The organism is Amycolatopsis sp. CA-126428, from assembly GCF_002904335.1.
In the GTDB taxonomy this organism is placed as follows: Bacteria; Actinomycetota; Actinomycetes; order Mycobacteriales; family Pseudonocardiaceae; genus Amycolatopsis.
In genome coordinates, this window is the sequence record NZ_PPHF01000088.1 from 1 (window position 1) to 17,053 (window position 17,053).

A 17,053-nucleotide genomic window follows, 5' to 3' on the forward strand; every position below is an offset into this window, starting at 1 on the left:
CTCGGAGCGCGGGTCGAGCCGCTCGACGTACTCCCGCGCCTGCTCCGGCGTGGTCGTCGGGCCGATCTTCAAGCCGATCGGGTTGGCCAGCAGCTCGGCGAACGCGATGTGCGCGCCGTCCAGCCGGCGGGTCCGCTCGCCGATCCAGAGGAAGTGCGACGAGAGGTTGTAGAGCTTCGCCTCCGGGTCGCCGGGGGAGTCCAGGCGGAGCATGGCGCGTTCGTAGTCCAGCAGCAGGCACTCGTGGCTCGCGAAGATCTCCGTGGTGTGCCACGACGGGTCGTTCGCGCCGCACGCGGACATGAAGCGCAGGCCGCGGTCGATCTCGGTGGCCAGCGCCTCGTAGCGCTCCCCGGCGGGGGAGTTGCGCACGAAGTCCTTGTTCCAGTCGTGCAGGTGGCTCAGGTCGGTCAGCCCGGCCGACACCAGGGCGCGGAGGAGGTTCATCGCCGCGGCCGAGTTGGCGTAGGCGCGGATCATCCGGTCCGCGTCCGGCACCCGCTCGCTCGGGTCGGCTCTCAGCGAGTTCACGATGTCGCCGCGGTAGACGGGCAGGCCGAGCGCGTCGGTCGTCCCCGACCGCGGCTTGGCGTACTGCCCGGCGATGCGGCCGACCTTGACCACCGGCGTGCTCGAGCCGTAGGTGAGCACCACGGCCATCTGCAGCAGCGTGCGGATGTTCGACCGGATGTGGGACTCGGTGTTCGACTCGAACGTCTCGGCGCAATCCCCGCCCTGCAGCAGGAAAGCCTCGCCCTGGGCCACCGACGCCAGCCGCCGCCGCAGCAGGTCGATCTCCGCGGGCACGGTGATCGGCGGCACCGCCTCCAGCGACGCGCGGACCCGGTGGACCGCCTCGGTGTCCGGCCACTCCGGCTGCTGGGCCGCCGGGCGGGCGAGCGCGTCGTCGAGGCGCTCCCGCAGCCCGGGCGGCAGCGGAGGCAACGGCGACAGCGCGCTCAACAGCAGGTCGGCGTCCCACGATCGCCGGACCGGCAGCACCTCGGAGCTCATCATCGCTCCCGGTGGATCATGACCCGGCGCGACGGCGTTCCCGGCCGCGCGCGCTCCCGAACCGCTTTCAAGTCCCCCATGGAATTCCCTCCAGAACTACGGTGACCGCGCAATCGTCACGGCCGGTGGAACCGTCGATCGGCGTGCCCGGGACGCCCTACCCCTGGAACATGTAGAGCGCGGTGATGCGGTCGTCCTCGTCGAGCACGAAGAAGTCCGTGCCGGACTTGACGGTGTCGCCCGCCGGGCCGGCGATCTCCCAGGGGAGCTGGACCGCGTTGCCGTTGAGGACCGCGTCCCCGACGCGGAACTGGAGCCCGTGTGCGGCGATCTGCTCCTTGTGCACGCGGGCGATGTTGGCCTCGACGTCCTCACGCCCGGTGAAGGAGACCCCGGCGGGGGAAATGTGGTGCACGGCGTCCTCGGCGAAGAGCTTTTTCGCCAGCACGCTCCGCTCTCCGTCATCGGTGGTCTTCCACACCGAGAGGTAGGTCTGCGCGAATTCGTTGGCGTTCATCAGGGTTGAACCTTCCTCGTATCGGGTTTTCCGTGGAGCGGCGGTGAGCCGGGTGGTCAGCTCTCCACCGGATCGGTGGCCGGCACCGTGACGCGTTCGGCCGGCGGCGCGGCGGCCGTTGCCCGGCCGCGCGGCAGGATCGTGGCCACGACGAGCGCGCCGGCGCCGGCCACGCACACCCCGGCGATCATCGGGGGCGTCAGGTCGGTCAGCACGCCCGTCGACGCCGTGGCCGCGGCACTGCCCATGATGGCGATGCCGAGCGACCCGCCCATGTTCATGGCGACGTCCGCGACGGCCGAGCCGGCACCCGACTGCTCCGGCGGCGCCGCACCGACGACCGAGTCCACCGAGGTCGGCGCGCCGAACCCGATGCCGAGCCCGAGCAGGCCGAGCGCGATGAGCACCCGCAGGCTCGACGGCGGGCCGCCGAACGCCATGACCGCCATCGACACGGCGACCAGCAGCGGGCCGAGCGCGGACACCGGTCCGAGGCCGAACCGCTGCACCAGCCGGGGCGCCTGGGGCGCGACCAGCATGACGGTGCACATGCCGAGCATGTGCAGGCCGGCGACCAGCGGGCGGTAGCCCAGGGTGAACTGCAGGTACTGGGTGATGACGAACAGGCTGCCGAACACTCCGAAGAACACCGTGGAGATCGTCACCAGGGGGCCGCCGAACCGCCGGTCGCGGAACACGGCGTGGCTGAGCATCGGAGTCCGCGTCCGCCGCTCCCACCAGATGAAGATCGCCAGGATGGCCGCGCCGCCGACGATGAAGAACAGCGTGCGCGGCGAGGTCCAGCCGTGGGCGGGCGCCTCGATGATGCCGTCGACGAGCGCGAGCGAACCGGCGACCGTGAGCACGAGGCCGAGCACGTCGAGGCCCGCGTGGTTCTCGTTGCGGGATTCCGGGATGAGCACCAGGCAGCCGGCGATCGCGACGGCGACGATCGGCAGGTTGATCAGGAAGACCGAACCCCACCAGAAGTTCTGCAGCAGCAGGCCGCCGACGATCGGGCCGAGGGGCACGCCCAGCGAAGCGACGCCCACCCAGATGCCCATCGCCTTGGCCCGCTCCTGCGGCGGGAACACCTGGCCCAGGATCGCGAGCGTGCACGGCATGATCATCGCCGCGCCGAGGCCCATGCCCGCGCGGGCGGCGATGAGCGTCTCCGGTGAGCCGGCGAACGCCGCCGCCGCCGAGGCGATCAGGAAGACCACCAGGCCGGTGAGGAACCCGCGGCGGCGCCCGAACCGGTCGGCGAGGGCCCCCGCGAAGAGGATCGGCGCGGCGAAGGCGAGCGCGTAGGCGTCGACCGTCCACTGCAGCTCACCGGGGGTCGCGCCGAGCTGCGTCCTGATCGACGGCACCGCCATCGTGATGACGAGCATGTCCAGCGAGGCGATCACGAGCGCCAGGCACATGATGCCGAGGATCGCCCAGCGGCGAGGGTGACCCGGGGTCGTGGACATAGCGAGCCTCCCGTGCAGCGACCGAGGTTGACGGCGTCAATCTAGCCAGCGATGTTGACGGCGTCAACCAGGGTAGGCTCTCCCGGGTGGGAAACAGCACTGGTGACACGCGGGCCGCGCTGGTCGCCGCGGCGAGCAAACTGCTGACGCAGGGCGGCCCGGAATTCGTGACGCTGCGGGCGGTCGGGGCCGCCACCGGCGTTTCGCGGACCGCGCCCTACCGGCACTTCGCCGACAAGGACGACCTGCTCAGTGCCGTCGCCGCGGAGAGCATGAACCGGCTGACCGAGGCGATGCGGGCCGGGGCCGCCGACCTCGCTGCCGGCGGAACGCCACTTTATCGCGCTTGCCTCGGGTACGCCCGTGCCGCGATGGAAAGCCCGGAGCACTACCGCCTGATGTTCGGCGACTTCCCGATCAACCGGCCGAGCGCGGAACTCGAGCGTGCGGCGGACGAGTGCGCGCGGGTGCTCTACGACCTCGTCGGCGAAGCGCAGGAAGAGGGCGCGCTCGCCGGGGGAGACGTGCGCGAAGCCGGGACGCTGCTGTGGGCGGCACTGCACGGCCTGGTGGACCTCACGCTGACCCGCCACCTCCACGAGCCGCGCACGGTCGACGGAATCGAAGCCATGCCCACATTGCTGGCGATGGCCCTCGGGAACTGGGTCTGCCCGAAAGCCTGACCGATGGGGCGGGATTGTCCGCCTCCGCCGCGGAAATGCCGGTCGGCGACCCCGTTAATGGTATGGACCAGCCAGCGGGAATCGATCCGGGTAATCCTGGTGCATTGCGCTCGCCGTAACTGTTTCGGCACGACCCGGATACACGGGCGAACCATGCGAAGATCCGAGCCGGCGGTTCGGCCCGGCAATGGCGGGCGTTTGAAAGCGTCGATTCTTCCGCTCGGCCGCCGCCGGACCCTCCCGCGTGCGGGACCTGCGACCTGGACAAACGTCGGGACCGCGGGTGAACTCGGCACCCTGCCGGCCATGTCTTGCCGCAGCGGGGATTCTTGTAGGACGAATATACTTTTTACCGTCCGATTGCCTTTCCGGTAATTGACACACGGATCATTGGTGTCGCTCGTTGCTTGTTTACCAAGGGTTACCGGGTCGTGGCCCGAATGGGTGATCACCCGGGCCCTGCTAGGGGAAAGGCGTTGTGATCTGGGTCACTGACGGCTACGTTGACAGCGTCACCCTCCGCTCTATAGCGTGCGTTTGGGGCACCTTGGGGAAGGTGCTGATTTGGACCTGAACGATGGCTGCCAAATCCAATGTTGGGGGAAAGATGACAGCACAGTCGTATGCCCACGATCGCAATTCCGTCCAGGCGTTCGTGTACGAGGAGATCGAAGCAATCGGCGCGGACGTCGATTCCTTCTCCCCGGACGCCACCCTGGAGAAGCTCGGTCTCGACTCGCTGGACGTCGTGGAACTGAGCCAGAGCGTCACGAAGAAGCTCGGCATCACCGTCGGCCCGGCGGACTTCGCCGACGCCGAGACCATCTCGGACGTGCTGGCGGTCATCCACAAGCGCGCGGGGATGGCGTGAGGCGCCGGGTCGTCATCACCGGCATCGGGGCCGTCACCCCGCTCGGGGTCGGCGCCGAGGCCCTGCACCACAACGCCGTGCGCGGAGAGAACGGGTTCTCCGACGGGGTGGGCCGGTGCGCGGATTTCGACGCGTCGAAGCTGCTGACCAGACGGGAACTGTCCCGGATGGACCGGTTCTGCCGGCTGGCCGTGGTGGCGGCGGACGAAGCCGTCCGCCAGGCGCGCTGGGACGCCGTTCCGCCGGTGCCGCCGGAACGGGCGCACTGCGTCGTCGGTACGGCGATCGGCGGGCTGAAAACCCTTGAGGCACAACTGGAAGTGTTCCGGACGGAAGGGCGCGGGTTCGTTTCCCCCTTGGCGGTTCCCCTGCTGATGGCGAACGCCGCGCCCGCCCAGCTGTCCATCCGCTTCGGCCTCGGCGGCGAGACGGCCGCGCTGGCCACCGCCTGCTCCAGTGGCGCCCAGGCGATCATCGCCGGCGCGCGGGTGATCCGCTCGGGCGAAGCCGACGTCGCGCTCGTCGGCGGGGCCGAAGCGGCGACGTCGGAGTTCACCAGGTCGATGTTCGCTTCGAACGGCGCGTTGTCGCCCAGCGGGAACTCGGTGCCGTTCGACCGGAACCGGAACGGTTTCGTCCTCGGCGAGGGCGCGGGCGTGCTCGTGCTCGAAGAGGCGGAGGTCGCGCGCGCTCGCGGTGCCGACGTGCTGGGCGAAATCCTCGGCTACGGCGTCACGAGCGACCACCACCACGTCACCGCCCCGGATCCGACCGGCGCCCCCGCCGCGGCCGCGGTCCGCACGGCGCTCGCCGACAGCGGGCTCGAGGTCTCGGACATCGCTTACATCAACGCGCACGGCACCGGCACCCGGCTCAACGACGTCGCCGAGTCGGCGGCGCTGCGGCTCGCGCTGGGGGAGGCGCTGGCGGACATCCCGATCTCCTCCACCAAGTCCTGCGTCGGGCACCTGCTGGGTGCCGCGGGCGCGGTCGAAGCCATCGCGACGCTGCAGGCGCTCCGGTACCGGACGGCGCCGCCCACCCACGGGCTCACGGAGCCGGACGAAGCGCTCGGCGAACTCGCCCACGTCCGGGAAGCGCGGGCGTTGAAGCCCTCCGAGAAGGGATACGTCGGGCTCACGAACTCGATGGGGTTCGGCGGCCACAACGTCACCATCGCGATCAAGGGGGCAGCGTGAAGACCGCGGGGGTGGCCGAGCGCGCGGCGGCCGCCGTCGACTGGCCGGCCTGCACACCGGAGAAACTCGGCCTGCGCACCGGTCCGGCAGTCGATCGGCGCCTGGCGCACAAGGAATCCGACGACGAGGTCTTCATCACCGACGTCGGCCGGCGGCGGGGAATGCTGACCGCGGCCGGTGCGGTGCCGCCCGCGCACCGCTACTTCGGCGACCGCGCGGCGGCCGGGCCCGACGCGCTGCACCTCGCCGAGTTCGTGCGGCAGGGCATCGAGGTCATCGCGCACGCCCTGCTCGACGTCCCGGTCACCCACCACTTCGTGCTCCGAACCGTGCGGATCCGGACCACCGGCCCGGCCATGGCGGGCCACGCGGTGATCGCCTTTCCGGAAACCCAGGTCCGCCGCAACTCTTCCGGGGCCGTCTACGCCGCCACCGGACCGGTCCACTGCGTGATCGGCGGACAGCCGATCGCCCGGTGCGACGGCCTCGTCGGCTTCCTCTCCCCGGACGCCTACCGGGCCGTCCGGGGAGAGAACGGACGGCCCGGCACGCCCGCGGGGTCGGTCGACCCGAACCCACCGCACACGGTCGGCAGGCGGTTCCCGGAGAACGTCTTCATCGGCGCGGTGGAAGGCCCGCCGCGGAGCGCGCGGTGCCGGGTGGTGCCGCGGACGCACCCGGTGTTCTTCGACCGGCCGCTCGACCACTACCCCGGCATGCTGATCGCCGACGCCGCCCGTCAGCTGGCCACGCTCTCGTTCGCCGCGTCGGCCGGGGTGCCGGCCGGCCGGGTCCGCACCGGCCACGCCGACCTGGAATTCACCAGCTTCGCGGAACTCGGCACCCCACCCGTGCTGGAGATCGGGTCCTGGTCCGGAGCGGGTTCGGACACCGAGATCACCGTCGAATCCCGCCAGGGCACGCGGCTCACCGCGACGTGCCGGTTCCGGGTTTCCGCGGACCTGGCGGACGGGGGCCGGTCATGAGCGTCGTCGTTTCGGGAGTGGGCACGGCGCTGCCGGCGACGGTGGTGGGCAACGACGCCTTCGAAGACCTCGGCGTGACCGGCGAGTGGATCGTCGAGCGGACCGGGGTGCACCACCGGCACCGGCTCCAGCCCGGCGAGCGCCTGGCCGGCCTGGCCGCCACGGCCGCGTCCCGCGCGCTGGCCGACGCCGAGGTGGCGGCGACCGACGTGGACTTCGTCGTCGCGGCGACGACGACACCCGACCGGGTGTCGCCGGGCCTGGCGCCGGAGATCGGCCACCTGATCGGTGCCGCCTCGCCCGGCGCGGTCGACGTCAACGGTGCCTGCACCGGGTTCCTCTACGCGCTCGACTACGCCATTTCGCGGATCAGCCACGGTTCCGCGGATCGCGTGCTGGTGGTCGGCGCGGACGCCATGTCGCGGCTGACCGACCCGGCGGATCGCAACACCGCCGTGCTCTTCGGCGACGGCGCCGGAGCCGTCCTGGTCGAGGCGTCCCGCGGCGAAACCTGCGAGGACTGCGTGCCGTTCCTCTCGTTCGGCTCCGCGCCCGAGCACGCCGGGGCGTTGTTCGTCGACCACGGGGACAACGCCGTTCGCATGGACGGCGCCCAGGTCTACGCCTCCGCGGTCGAGGCCATGACCGACGTGATCCGGTCCGTGCTGACCGGCCACGAGATCACCGAGGACGACGTCGACCTGCTGGTCTGCCACCAGGCGAACAGCCGGATCCTCGCCGCGGTCGTCCGGCGGCTGAAGTGGCGGCCCGAACGGGCCGCGTCCTACGTCGGCGAGTTCGGCAACACCTCGTCGGCTTCCATTCCGCTCGCTCTCGGCAAAGCGCAGGACGAGGGCAGGCTCAAACCGGGGCACACCGTCGTGCTCAGCGCGTTCGGCGCGGGATTCACCTGGGGCGCGGGCGTGCTCGGCTGGAAAGCGTGCCGGCACACCTGAGCTCCGCCCGGTCCGATCACACCACCCACACCGAGGTCAGTAGTTTCCGAAATCACTGGGGGAAACGATGCTGTACGGAGAACTCACCGAGGAGCGGGCGCCGATGGCCCGCTCACCCGAGGCCGAGGCGCCGGTCGACGCCGCGGACGCGGTGCTGCTGCGGGGCTACCGGGGCATGGTCCTCGGCCGCCGGTTCGACCAGCAGGCGACCAACCTCGCCAAACAGGGCGCGCTCGCCGTCTACCCGTCGTCCTACGGTCAGGAGGCCTGCCAGATCGGCGCGGTGACGCCGCTGCGGAAGACCGACTGGCTGTTCCCCACCTACCGCGACTCGGTCGCGGTGGTCGGCCGCGGGGTCGGCCCGGGAGAAGCGCTCACGCTGCTGCGCGGCGACTGGCACTGCGGCTACGACCCGAAGGCGACGCGCACCGCGCCCCACTGCACGCCCTTGGCCACGCAGGCCGCCCACGCGGTCGGGCTGACGATGGCGGCCCGGTTCAACGGGGACGACGTCGTCGCCGTGGTGCTGTGCGGTGACGGCGCCACCAGCGAGGGCGACTTCCACGAAGCCGTCAACCTCGCTGGGGTGTACGACGCGCCGGTGGTGTTCCTGGTGCAGAACAACCGCTACGCGATTTCGGTGCCGCTGGCCAAGCAGACCCGGGCCGCGGCGCTCGCCGACAAGGCCGTGGGCTACGGGATCACCGGTGTCCAGGTCGACGGCAACGACTTCGTGGCGGTCCACGAGGCCGTGGCCGCCGCCGTCGACGCCGCGCGGGCGGGCCACGGACCGGCCCTGATCGAAGCGCTGACCTACCGGATGGCCCCGCACACCAACGCCGACGACCCCTCGCGGTACCGGGACCCGGCCGAGGCACTGGCCTGGCACGACCGTGATCCGATCGCGCGGCTCGAGGCGACCCTGCGCGCGCGGGGGCTGCTCGACGCCGCCACCCGGCAGGCGATCGACGCCGAGGCCGCGGAATTCGCCGCCCGCACCCGGCGGGAGGTCACGCGGTACGAGGCACCCGCGCCCGCCGAGATGTTCGCCCACGTCTACGCCCGGCCGACGCCGCAGCTGCGGCAGCAGGCCCGCGAACTCACCGAGAGGGGTGTCGCATGACCACCGAAGCGACTCCGCGGATCACCGAGGCGCCCGCGGCCACCGAACCGGCCCTGCGGATCGCCGAGGCGCCCGCGACCACGTCCCGGCTGTCGATGGTCTCCGCGATCAACTCCGCGCTGCGTGACGCGATGCGCGAAGACGGCCGGGTCGTCGTGTTCGGCGAGGACGTCGGGCAGCTGGGTGGCGTGTTCCGCGCGACCGACGGCCTGCTGGCCGAGTTCGGCGAGCAGCGCTGCTTCGACACGCCCATCTGCGAAGCCGGGATCCTGGGCGCGGCCGATGCCTCCCCGGCAGCTGCCGGCCGCGCCCGCGCTGTTCGTCGGTCGCCGGGCAGAGCTGGACCGGCTCGACGCCGTCCTCGCACCCGGCGGCCCCGGCGACCCGGTGGCGCTCATCTCCGCGATCGGCGGGGCCGGGGGCATCGGCAAGACCTGGCTGGCCCTGCGCTGGGCGCACCGCAACCTCGGCCGGTTCCCCGACGGGCAGTTGTTCGCCGACCTGCACGGTTTCAGCCCCGCCGAGCAACCGGCCCGCCCGGTCGACGTGCTCGGCGGGTTCCTCGAGGCCCTGGGCGTCGGCCGCGAGCACCAGCCCACCGGCGTCGAAGGACGCGCCGGCCTGTACCGGACGCTGGTCGCCGACCGGCGCCTGCTGGTGGTGCTCGACAACGCCGCCACGACCGAGCAGGTGGCCGCCCTGCTGCCCGGCGGCCGCCACTGCACCGTGCTCGTCACCGGCCGCACCCGCCTGCGCGGGCTCATCGCCCGCCACGGGGCCCGTCCGGTGCCCCTCGACGTGCTCACCGACGCCGAAGCGCGCACTCTGCTCGCCACCGCCCTCGGGCCGGGCCGCGCCACCGCGGCGTCGCCGGCGCTCACGGAGCTGGCCGAGCTGTGCGGCGGGCTTCCCCTGGCGCTGGGGCTGATCGCCGCCCGCGCCGCCGCCGACCCGCGCCTGCCCCTCGGCGAGGTCGTCGCCGACCTCCGGACCCTCGGTGTGGAAGCCCTCGACTCCGAAGACCCCACAGACCCCACGGCGAGCCTGCCCACCGTGCTGTCCTGGTCGCTGCGGCACCTCACCGAGCAGCAACGCACCGCGTTCGCCCTGCTGAGCATCGCGCCGGGCCCCGACATCGGCCTGCCCGCCGCCGCCCGCCTCACCGGCCTGGCCGAGCGGGAGGCGCACGCGACGGTGCAAGCGCTCGCCGACGCGTCCCTCCTCGACCGCCTCCCCGCCGGCCGGTACGGCATGCACGACCTGGTGCGCGGCTACGCCACCACCGTCGCCGCCGAACTGCCGGGCGAGGTGCGGGAAACGGCGTTGCACCGGGTCCTGGACTTCTACGCCCGCACGGCGCACGCCGCCGACCGGCTGCTGAACCCGCACCGCGACCCCGTCCCCCTGCCCCTGCCCGAGGCCCACGCCCACCCGCTCCCCGACGCGGCAGCGGCCCTGGCGTGGTGCGACGCCGAGCACGCCTGCCTGCTCGCCGCCCAGCAAACGGCGGCCACGCACCAGTGGCACGCGACGGTCTGGCACCTGGCCTGGGGACTGCACACGTTCCACTACCGGCGCGGCCACCGCCGCGACCACCTCGCCGTCTGGCAGGCGGCCGCCGACGCCGCCGAACACCTGCCCGGCCCGGACCTGGTCATCTTCGCCCACCAAGCCCTCGGCCTGACCTACGGCCACCTGGACCGCCACGAGGACGCCCTGCGCCACCTGCACCAGGCCCTCACCTTCGCCGAGCAACATGACGCCGTCAGCCACAAGGCCCACACCCACCGGCTGCTCGCGCGGGCGTGGAGCCAGCAAGGCGACGACCGGAAGGCCCTGGACCACGCGCGGTGCGCCCTGCACCTCTACCGCGGCCTCGACCAGCCGGTCGGAGAAGCCGACGCGCTCAACTCGGTGGGCTGGCGCGCGGCGCGCCTGGGCGACTACGAAACCGCTCGCGAGCACTGTCAGGCCGCCTTGGCCCTGCACAAGAGCCTGCGCGACCCCACCGGCGTGGCGGCCACCGAAGACAGCCTGGGCTACATCGAGCACCACAGCGGTCACCACGAGCGCGCCATCGCCCACTACGAGCGGGCCATCACCATGCTCCGCGACCTCGGCAACACCTACGAAACCCCGGGCGTGCTCGAATCCTCCGCCCAACCGCACCTCGCCCTCGGCGACCTCCACCAGACCCGGAAGATCTGGCGGGAAGCCTTGCGGCTGTTCCGGGAACAAGGCCGGCACGACGACGTCGACCGCGTGCAAGCCCGGCTCGACGACCTCTGATCACCCCATTCCGGGGAATTGCGCGCGAGGACATCCCGGTAGGCGGTCCGAGCCCGGGTTCCCCCGCCGGATACGCTGCCGCGGCCGGGCACGCGAACCGATGGGGGACAAGGCATGGACAGCATTTCGGGCACCGACAGAGTTCGCGTCCACGAACCTGTTCCGAACGTGCCGTCCGGGGCCGAACCGCTGTTCGCCGGGTTTGTCCAGAAATTGACCGGGCTGACCATTGTCCGCATGGGACTCAGCGGCGCGCTGGTCATGCTGGGCTTGCTGCTCGTGTTCACCGAAGGGTGGGGGAGCACGCTGCCCTACGTCTACTTCGGCGTCTTCGGCGGCATGCTGGCGATGTGGACTTACGTCCTGGTCCTCTACCGGCGCGTCCGAAGTCTCTTCGGGGAGCCGTACCACCGGCTCGACGTCGCTCCGGACGGGTTGCTCGCGAAGGGTTCGCGGCTGTCGGTGCGGCTGCCGGACGGGCGGTGGCTGCGGACCCGGCTGCCCGGCGGGCCGCGGGTGCAGCTGGCGGGCGAGCGACGGGTGTGGGTGCTCGGCACGGGCCGGCGGGTCTTCGTCCGCCCGCCGGGAGCGATGTGGCTGCGGTCCGGGCGGATCGAAGACGCACCCCTTCCCGGGGCGACGCTCGCCGAGCCCGTCTCCCGCCACCCGACGCCGCCGTCGCGTGACCCGGTGCTCGCCGCGCACCGGGCGTTCCAGGTCCGGCGGGCAGCCGTCACCGGGGTGACGTTCCTGGTGCTGGGCGCGGCGGGGCTCGCGCTCGCGTCGTCGATGGGGTCCGAACCCGCCGGCGCCGCGGACGCGGCCGGGGTGGGCGGCATCGCCGGGGGCAGCGCGGTCTTCGTCATGCTGGGGCTGTTGCTGGCCATCGGCAGCCTGCGGATGCGCCGTCCGATCACCGGGGACAGCTGGGTGGAACTGCGGGTCGCGCTCGACACGCCGTTCGTGCCGCGCGCTCGCACGGCGGTGCGGCTGACGGGCTGGGCGTTGTACCCGGACGGGCGGCAGACGCGGTTCCGGCTCGTCGCCGACATCTCGCTGGCCGCGAACGTCGCGGTGACCGGGCAGCTGTGGCTGCTGGGCTACCCGCCGCCGGGCAAACCGGCCAAAGCCGGTCTGCCGGGCTACCCCTGCCTGGGCAACTTCCGCCCCGCGTGAGCCGGGCGCCCGAGAATCCCATCGCGGCCGGCGCCGGGTGGACCGCCAGGATGGGCACCCTGGTCGGGTCTGCGCCCTGGGCGATTCACCAACCGGTGGGGTGACCCTCGACGGCATTCTGCACGCCGTCGGATGTGGCCGAACGGTCTACGGCGACTCCTAAGCAGCGGGGAAACCTCTGGCGGCGGCGAGCGCGATCCGGTGGTGGCTCCCGCCACGACCCGCCCAGGACCGGGTGCTACCGGCCGTCCTTGAGCCGGTATTCCGCGTTCACCAGCTCGAGGAGCTCGGCCACCGACGTGTCCGCGGACCGCCGGTCGAAGGTGATCTCGCCGTGCTGCAACAGGTTCACCCGGTCGCAGACCTCCGTCACCTGCCCGTAGTTGTGCGCGATGAGGATGATCGCGATGTCGCCGCGCTGCTTCAGCTCCTGCAGCAGGCGGAGGATCACCGCGCTTTCCTTGGCGCCCATCGCCGCGAGCGGCTCGTCGAGCAGCAGCAGCTTCGCCTCCGAGTACACCGAACGGGCCACCGCGATCGCCTGCCGCTGGCCGCCGGAGAGCATGCCCACTTCGGCCGTCACCGAGGGGATGTCGATCCCGATCGAGTCCAGGGCTTCCCGGGCGCGGCGCTTCATCTCCCGGCGCCGGAGAAAAGGCAGCGGCCGGTGGGTCAGTTCGCGGTTCAGGTGCAGGTTCAGGTACACCGGCAGGTCGTCGACCATCGCGAGGTCCTGGAACACCGTCTCGATGCCCAGCGACCTCGCGTGCACCACGGACTTCAGCGTCGCCGGCTCGCCCTCGAACAGGATGCGCCCGCCGTCCGGCTGGTGGTAACCGGTGAGGATCTTGATCAGCGTGGACTTGCCGGCGCCGTTGTCCCCGATCAGGCCGAGGATCTCGCCGCGGCGCACGTGCAGGTTGACGTCGGCGAGCGCGGTGACCGGGCCGAACTTCTTGCTGACGCCCTCGATCCGGATGACCTCGGCGCCCGGTTCCCCCGTCATGTCAGCTCCCGGGAGCCGAGCCGCTTGCGCACCACGATCAACGTCACGTTCAGCACCATCGCGAGCAGGATGGCGGCGCCGAGCACCACGTTGAACGCGTTCGCGCTGACCCCGTTGAGGTTGAAGCCGTCGAACACGATGCCGAGCAGCAGCGCGCCGAGGAACGCGCCCACCACCGTGCCGGACCCGCCCAGCAGCGCGGTCCCGCCGATCACCGCCGAGGCCACCGCGAAGAACATCGTGGTGAACCCGCCGTTGGTCGGGTCGTACGAGCCGACCCGGGTGCCCTGCAGGATCCCGGCGATCCCGGCCAGGGTGCTGGTGACCGCGAAGTTGACCACCTTCACCCGGTTGACCCCGATGCCGGACTCCGCGGCCCCGACCGGGTTCCCGCCGGTGGCTTGCGTGTGGATCCCGAACCGGGTCGCCGACAGCACCACCTGCATGACGAGGATCAGCCCGGCGGCCCACAGGAACTCGGTCCAGGGCGCCCCGCCGAAGACGTCGACCACCCAGCTGTCCTTCGGCGCGGCGACCGGACGGGCGTTCGAGATGATCAGCACCAAGCCCTGCAACAGGAACGCCATGCCCAGTGTCGTGATGAACGACGGGATGCCCAGCAGGGTCCGGATCAGCCCGTTCACCACCCCGACCACCGTGCTCACCACGACCGCGCCGAGCAGCGCGAGCCACAGCGGCCAGCCGTTGACGAACAGCTGCATGAGCATGAACGGGGCGAGGGTGAACACGAACCCGGCGGACAGGTCGATCTCCCCGCAGATCAGGAGCATCACCTGCCCGGCGGCGATGATCGCCCACGGCGCGACGTACTGGGCGATCGTCCGGTAGTTGTCGAGGGAGTTGAACGCGTCGCTGGTCGCCGTGAAGTAGCTCCCCGCGGCGATCGTGACCAGCAGGATGCTCAGTTCCTTGACGTGCATCGCGCCGAGCAGCATCGGCCTCAACGACATCGCCGCGCCTACCGGCTCAACGTGGTCGCCGGCGGCAACGGGATCGCACTCGGCATCGGGATGAGGTCCTTCTTCGTCCCGCCTTCGAACCGGCTGCCGGCCGAGGCGTAGGGGCCGACGTTCTCCTTGGTGACGAACGTGAGGCCGGTGTCGGTGACCGGCGGGGCCACCAGTGTGCCGGACAACCGGAACAAGTACAGGTACAGCACGGAAAGGAAGCCCTGGAGGTAGGGGGACTGGTCGATGGTGAAGTCGAGCGCGCCGTTCTTGACCCCGGTGACCGTGTCGTCGAGCAGGTCGAACCCGCCGCTGCCGATCTTGCCGGACAGCTTGCGGTCGGCGACCAGCTTCGCGCACGCGGCGGTGCTGCCGGCGTCGACCGCGTAGATGCCCTTCACCCCGGTGTTCCCGGTGTAGGCGGCGGTCATCGCGTTGAGCTCGCCGGCCTGCTCGGCCCCCGTGTTCACGGACTGGACCCGCACGCCGGGTGCGGCCTGCTTCAGTGCGTCCGTGATGCCGTCGAGCCGCGGCTGGACGTTGTTCCCGCCCGGCTGGGCGATGCCGACCAGGATGTCGCCGGAGGTGATCTTCTGCGCGATGCGTTGCCCCATCCGGAATCCGGACAGGTACAGGTCCTGGCCGACGTAGGTGAGCGGGTAGTTGCCGGCCGCGCTCGCGTTGTAGGCGATCACCGGAATGCCCTGGCCCAGTGCGCGCTTGGTGAGGTCGACGAAGGCGTTGTCGTCGGTCAGGGCGATCGCGATCCCGTCGGCCTTGCCGGTGATCGCGGTGTCCATGGCGCTGGCCATCTGGGCGACGTTGCCGTTTTCCGAGCCGGTCCACTGTGGTTCGGGCACCCCGAGCAACGCCGCGGCGTCGGCGAGCCCGGACCGGGTCGGGACGAAGAACGAGTTCGTGGTGACGTGGTTGACGAAGACGAACCGCCAGCTCGGCGTGCTGGGGAACGGTCCCGAACTGCCCCCGTTCTGGGCCTGCTGGACGCCGGTGCACGCCGCGAGCAGCGTGCTCGCGGCCATTGTCGCGCCCCCCGCGCCGAGGTACTTCAGTGCTCTTCTTCGTGAAGTTTCAGTAGTCAACGTGACCCCCACAATCGTCTCAGCGGCAGTGTTCCGGCTACGACGGGTCTCTCACGGTTCAGGTGTCGAGGACCTTAACAGACGTATGATGTCTCGACCAGGCTTAACCGGTTGCTGGCGAAGTTCTTGACAATTTCCTGACCAAATGTGGTCAGACATATGTTGTCTAGGGGTCGTCTAGTGATCACCGAGTCCGCTCGACGACTGACCCGGCAGTGGGGAATACTCGCTTTCCGGCCCGCTTCGGAAAGAATTCCGCGTTGCCGGCGCGGGGGGAAATCCGGTTTCCGGAATGGGTGGTTAGGTAGCGGCATGCGTGTGCTGGTTCTCGAGGAAGAACCGGAGCTCGGTGCGGAGATCGCCGGCGGCCTGCGGTCGGTAGGGTACGCCGCGGACCTGGTCCCGACCATCGTCAGCCGCTGACGCGCGCCGCGGTTCGGCCCGCGGGAACGCCACGCTCGCGGCGGCGGAGCGTCGGGGGACGCCCGCCGGAGGGCCGGCGGGCGTCCCCGCGCCCAGCGAACTCGCCGCCTGGGGAACGACGGGCCGCCGGCTCTGAGCCCAGGAGCGGTCAGCCCCGCTTCCGGGCATCGTCAGCGCTTGTGGGCGCCGATGTCGCAGGCCGCACCAGCGGGGAGAGGAGAGCCGTCGAGGTCGAAAGCGGGCGCGAGATCGGCCGAGCCGCTGTCGGCAGCGCCGCGTTTCGCATCTTCACGTCCGCTCCACTCCGTCCCGCCGGCTTGCCGGTGCGCCCGTTTCTAGCGGAGGTCACCGGGGACCGGTCCCCGGTCGAGGCCTACCGCCGGGTTCCCTGCGCGACAAAGCCGTCGAACAGCATCCGGAGGCCGACGACGAACTGCTCGTCCCAGTCGCGGGCAGCCTGGTCGCCGGCCAAGCTCGCGGTCAGCGGGAGCCGCGCGTCCGCCGCCGGGCGCCAGTCGGCCTCGGATCGGGCGGCGGACTGCTGTTCGAAGACGAGATAGCCGAACACGTAGCTGCCCCACGTGCGGTGGGCGTCGAGCGCTTCCCGCGCCCGGTCGGCGTTCTCGGTGCGCACCGGGCGGGAGAGGAGCTCCGGCAGCATCGCGGGACGGGCGCGCACTTCGTCGCGCAGCAGGTGGCTCAGCGCCATCAGGTCTTCGCGCCAGTTCCCGGTGGGCTCGGGCGGCTCCCGGTAGAGACTCGCGACGAGCTCGTCGAGCAACGCGTCCTTACTGGCGAAATAGTGGTGCGCGGCTGGTTCGGCCGGCCGGCCGGCACCGTCGCCCTGTGGCTGCTGACCGCGTACGCCGCCGTGTGCTGGGGGATGTGGTGCTGGAGCGTCCGTGGCAAGCGCCGGCTGTGGGTGCGGCTTCTGGACCGGCGGCACCTGACCGGAACCGAGCGGGTCCTGGAACTCGGCCCCGGCCGCGGCGCGGTGCTCGTCGAGGCGGCCCGCCGGGTCCCTCGCGGGCACGCGGTCGGCATCGACCTGTGGCGCACCCAGGACCAGACCGGCAACACGCCCGAGCGGCTGCTGGCGAACGCGGCCGCCGCCGGCGGCCGGATCGTCGTGCCGGACTACCGCGACACCGGCCACCACGCCGACCTCCTCCGAGCCGCGGGCGCCCGCCGTGTCGTCCACAGTGGACGCTCGTGGCGGCTGTACCCGCCGGTTCGCGTCGTGCACGTGAAGCGCCCTCAGGTGCGG

At 71.6% G+C, this 17,053-nt stretch carries 15 protein-coding genes and 1 pseudogene; 9 read left to right on the forward strand and 7 right to left on the reverse strand.

Annotated features, from left to right (window positions below; all coding sequences use genetic code 11):
- The 3 genes from C2L58_RS23970 to C2L58_RS23980 all read right to left on the reverse strand — a co-directional run.
- Positions 1-1,014: 3-deoxy-7-phosphoheptulonate synthase (locus C2L58_RS23970; protein WP_103339897.1), on the reverse strand; the 1,014-nt coding region annotated here is incomplete at its 3' end.
- A gap of 157 nt (positions 1,015-1,171) precedes the next feature.
- Positions 1,172-1,531 (reverse strand): nuclear transport factor 2 family protein, encoded by a 360-nt coding sequence (locus C2L58_RS23975; RefSeq protein ID WP_103339862.1) that lies wholly within the window; start codon positions 1,529-1,531, stop codon positions 1,172-1,174.
- Positions 1,532-1,587: 56 nt separating this feature from the next.
- Positions 1,588-3,006, reverse strand: coding sequence for an MFS transporter (locus C2L58_RS23980; protein WP_103339863.1), 1,419 nt, complete (start codon positions 3,004-3,006; stop codon positions 1,588-1,590).
- An 86-nt stretch (positions 3,007-3,092) separates the two neighbouring features.
- Between C2L58_RS23980 and C2L58_RS23985 the strand changes: the two genes are divergently transcribed.
- The 9 genes and pseudogenes from C2L58_RS23985 (at position 3,093) to C2L58_RS24025 (ending at position 12,289) form a co-directional block, all read left to right on the forward strand.
- Complete coding sequence (locus C2L58_RS23985) at positions 3,093-3,689, forward strand: TetR/AcrR family transcriptional regulator (protein WP_103339864.1); 597 nt, start codon at positions 3,093-3,095, stop codon at positions 3,687-3,689.
- Positions 3,690-4,296: 607 nt separating this feature from the next.
- Positions 4,297-4,560: an acyl carrier protein gene (locus C2L58_RS23990; RefSeq protein WP_103339865.1), complete on the forward strand. Its 264-nt coding sequence runs from the start codon at positions 4,297-4,299 to the stop codon at positions 4,558-4,560.
- Entirely contained in the window at positions 4,557-5,759 is a 1,203-nt protein-coding gene (locus C2L58_RS23995; protein ID WP_103339866.1) for a beta-ketoacyl-[acyl-carrier-protein] synthase family protein, read from the forward strand. The genes C2L58_RS23990 and C2L58_RS23995 overlap by 4 nt, the downstream gene beginning before the upstream one ends.
- The gene (locus C2L58_RS24000; protein WP_103339867.1) at positions 5,756-6,745 is read left to right on the forward strand and encodes an AfsA-related hotdog domain-containing protein; all 990 of its coding nucleotides are present in this window, start codon (positions 5,756-5,758) and stop codon (positions 6,743-6,745) included. The genes C2L58_RS23995 and C2L58_RS24000 overlap by 4 nt, the downstream gene beginning before the upstream one ends.
- The gene (locus tag C2L58_RS24005; RefSeq protein ID WP_103339868.1) at positions 6,742-7,701 is read left to right on the forward strand and encodes a 3-oxoacyl-ACP synthase III family protein; all 960 of its coding nucleotides are present in this window, start codon (positions 6,742-6,744) and stop codon (positions 7,699-7,701) included. Before C2L58_RS24000 ends, C2L58_RS24005 begins: the two co-directional genes overlap by 4 nt.
- A gap of 103 nt (positions 7,702-7,804) precedes the next feature.
- Positions 7,805-8,824, forward strand: coding sequence for a pyruvate dehydrogenase (acetyl-transferring) E1 component subunit alpha (pdhA, locus tag C2L58_RS24010; RefSeq protein WP_233225890.1), 1,020 nt, complete (start codon positions 7,805-7,807; stop codon positions 8,822-8,824).
- A 95-nt stretch (positions 8,825-8,919) separates the two neighbouring features.
- Positions 8,920-9,105: pseudogene (locus C2L58_RS48735) on the forward strand (alpha-ketoacid dehydrogenase subunit beta); the annotation flags it as partial.
- 1 nt (position 9,106) lies between these two features.
- The gene (locus C2L58_RS24020) at positions 9,107-11,113 is read left to right on the forward strand and encodes an ATP-binding protein (RefSeq protein WP_103339871.1); all 2,007 of its coding nucleotides are present in this window, start codon (positions 9,107-9,109) and stop codon (positions 11,111-11,113) included.
- Positions 11,114-11,350: 237 nt separating this feature from the next.
- The gene (locus C2L58_RS24025; protein WP_233225889.1) at positions 11,351-12,289 is read left to right on the forward strand and encodes a hypothetical protein; all 939 of its coding nucleotides are present in this window, start codon (positions 11,351-11,353) and stop codon (positions 12,287-12,289) included.
- Between the two features lie 238 nt (positions 12,290-12,527).
- Here the strand turns inward: C2L58_RS24025 and C2L58_RS24030 are convergent, their stop codons facing one another.
- From C2L58_RS24030 to C2L58_RS48740, 4 genes are all read right to left on the reverse strand, one after another.
- The gene (locus tag C2L58_RS24030) at positions 12,528-13,295 is read right to left on the reverse strand and encodes an ATP-binding cassette domain-containing protein (RefSeq protein WP_103339872.1); all 768 of its coding nucleotides are present in this window, start codon (positions 13,293-13,295) and stop codon (positions 12,528-12,530) included.
- Entirely contained in the window at positions 13,292-14,266 is a 975-nt protein-coding gene (locus C2L58_RS24035) for an ABC transporter permease (RefSeq protein WP_103339873.1), read from the reverse strand. The genes C2L58_RS24030 and C2L58_RS24035 overlap by 4 nt, the downstream gene beginning before the upstream one ends.
- An 8-nt stretch (positions 14,267-14,274) precedes the next feature.
- A complete protein-coding gene (locus C2L58_RS24040) occupies positions 14,275-15,303 on the reverse strand; it encodes a sugar ABC transporter substrate-binding protein (protein WP_103339874.1) in 1,029 nt (342 codons plus the stop codon).
- A gap of 856 nt (positions 15,304-16,159) precedes the next feature.
- Entirely contained in the window at positions 16,160-17,032 is an 873-nt protein-coding gene (locus C2L58_RS48740; protein ID WP_146073654.1) for a hypothetical protein, read from the reverse strand.
- Positions 17,033-17,053: the final 21 nt, after the last annotated feature.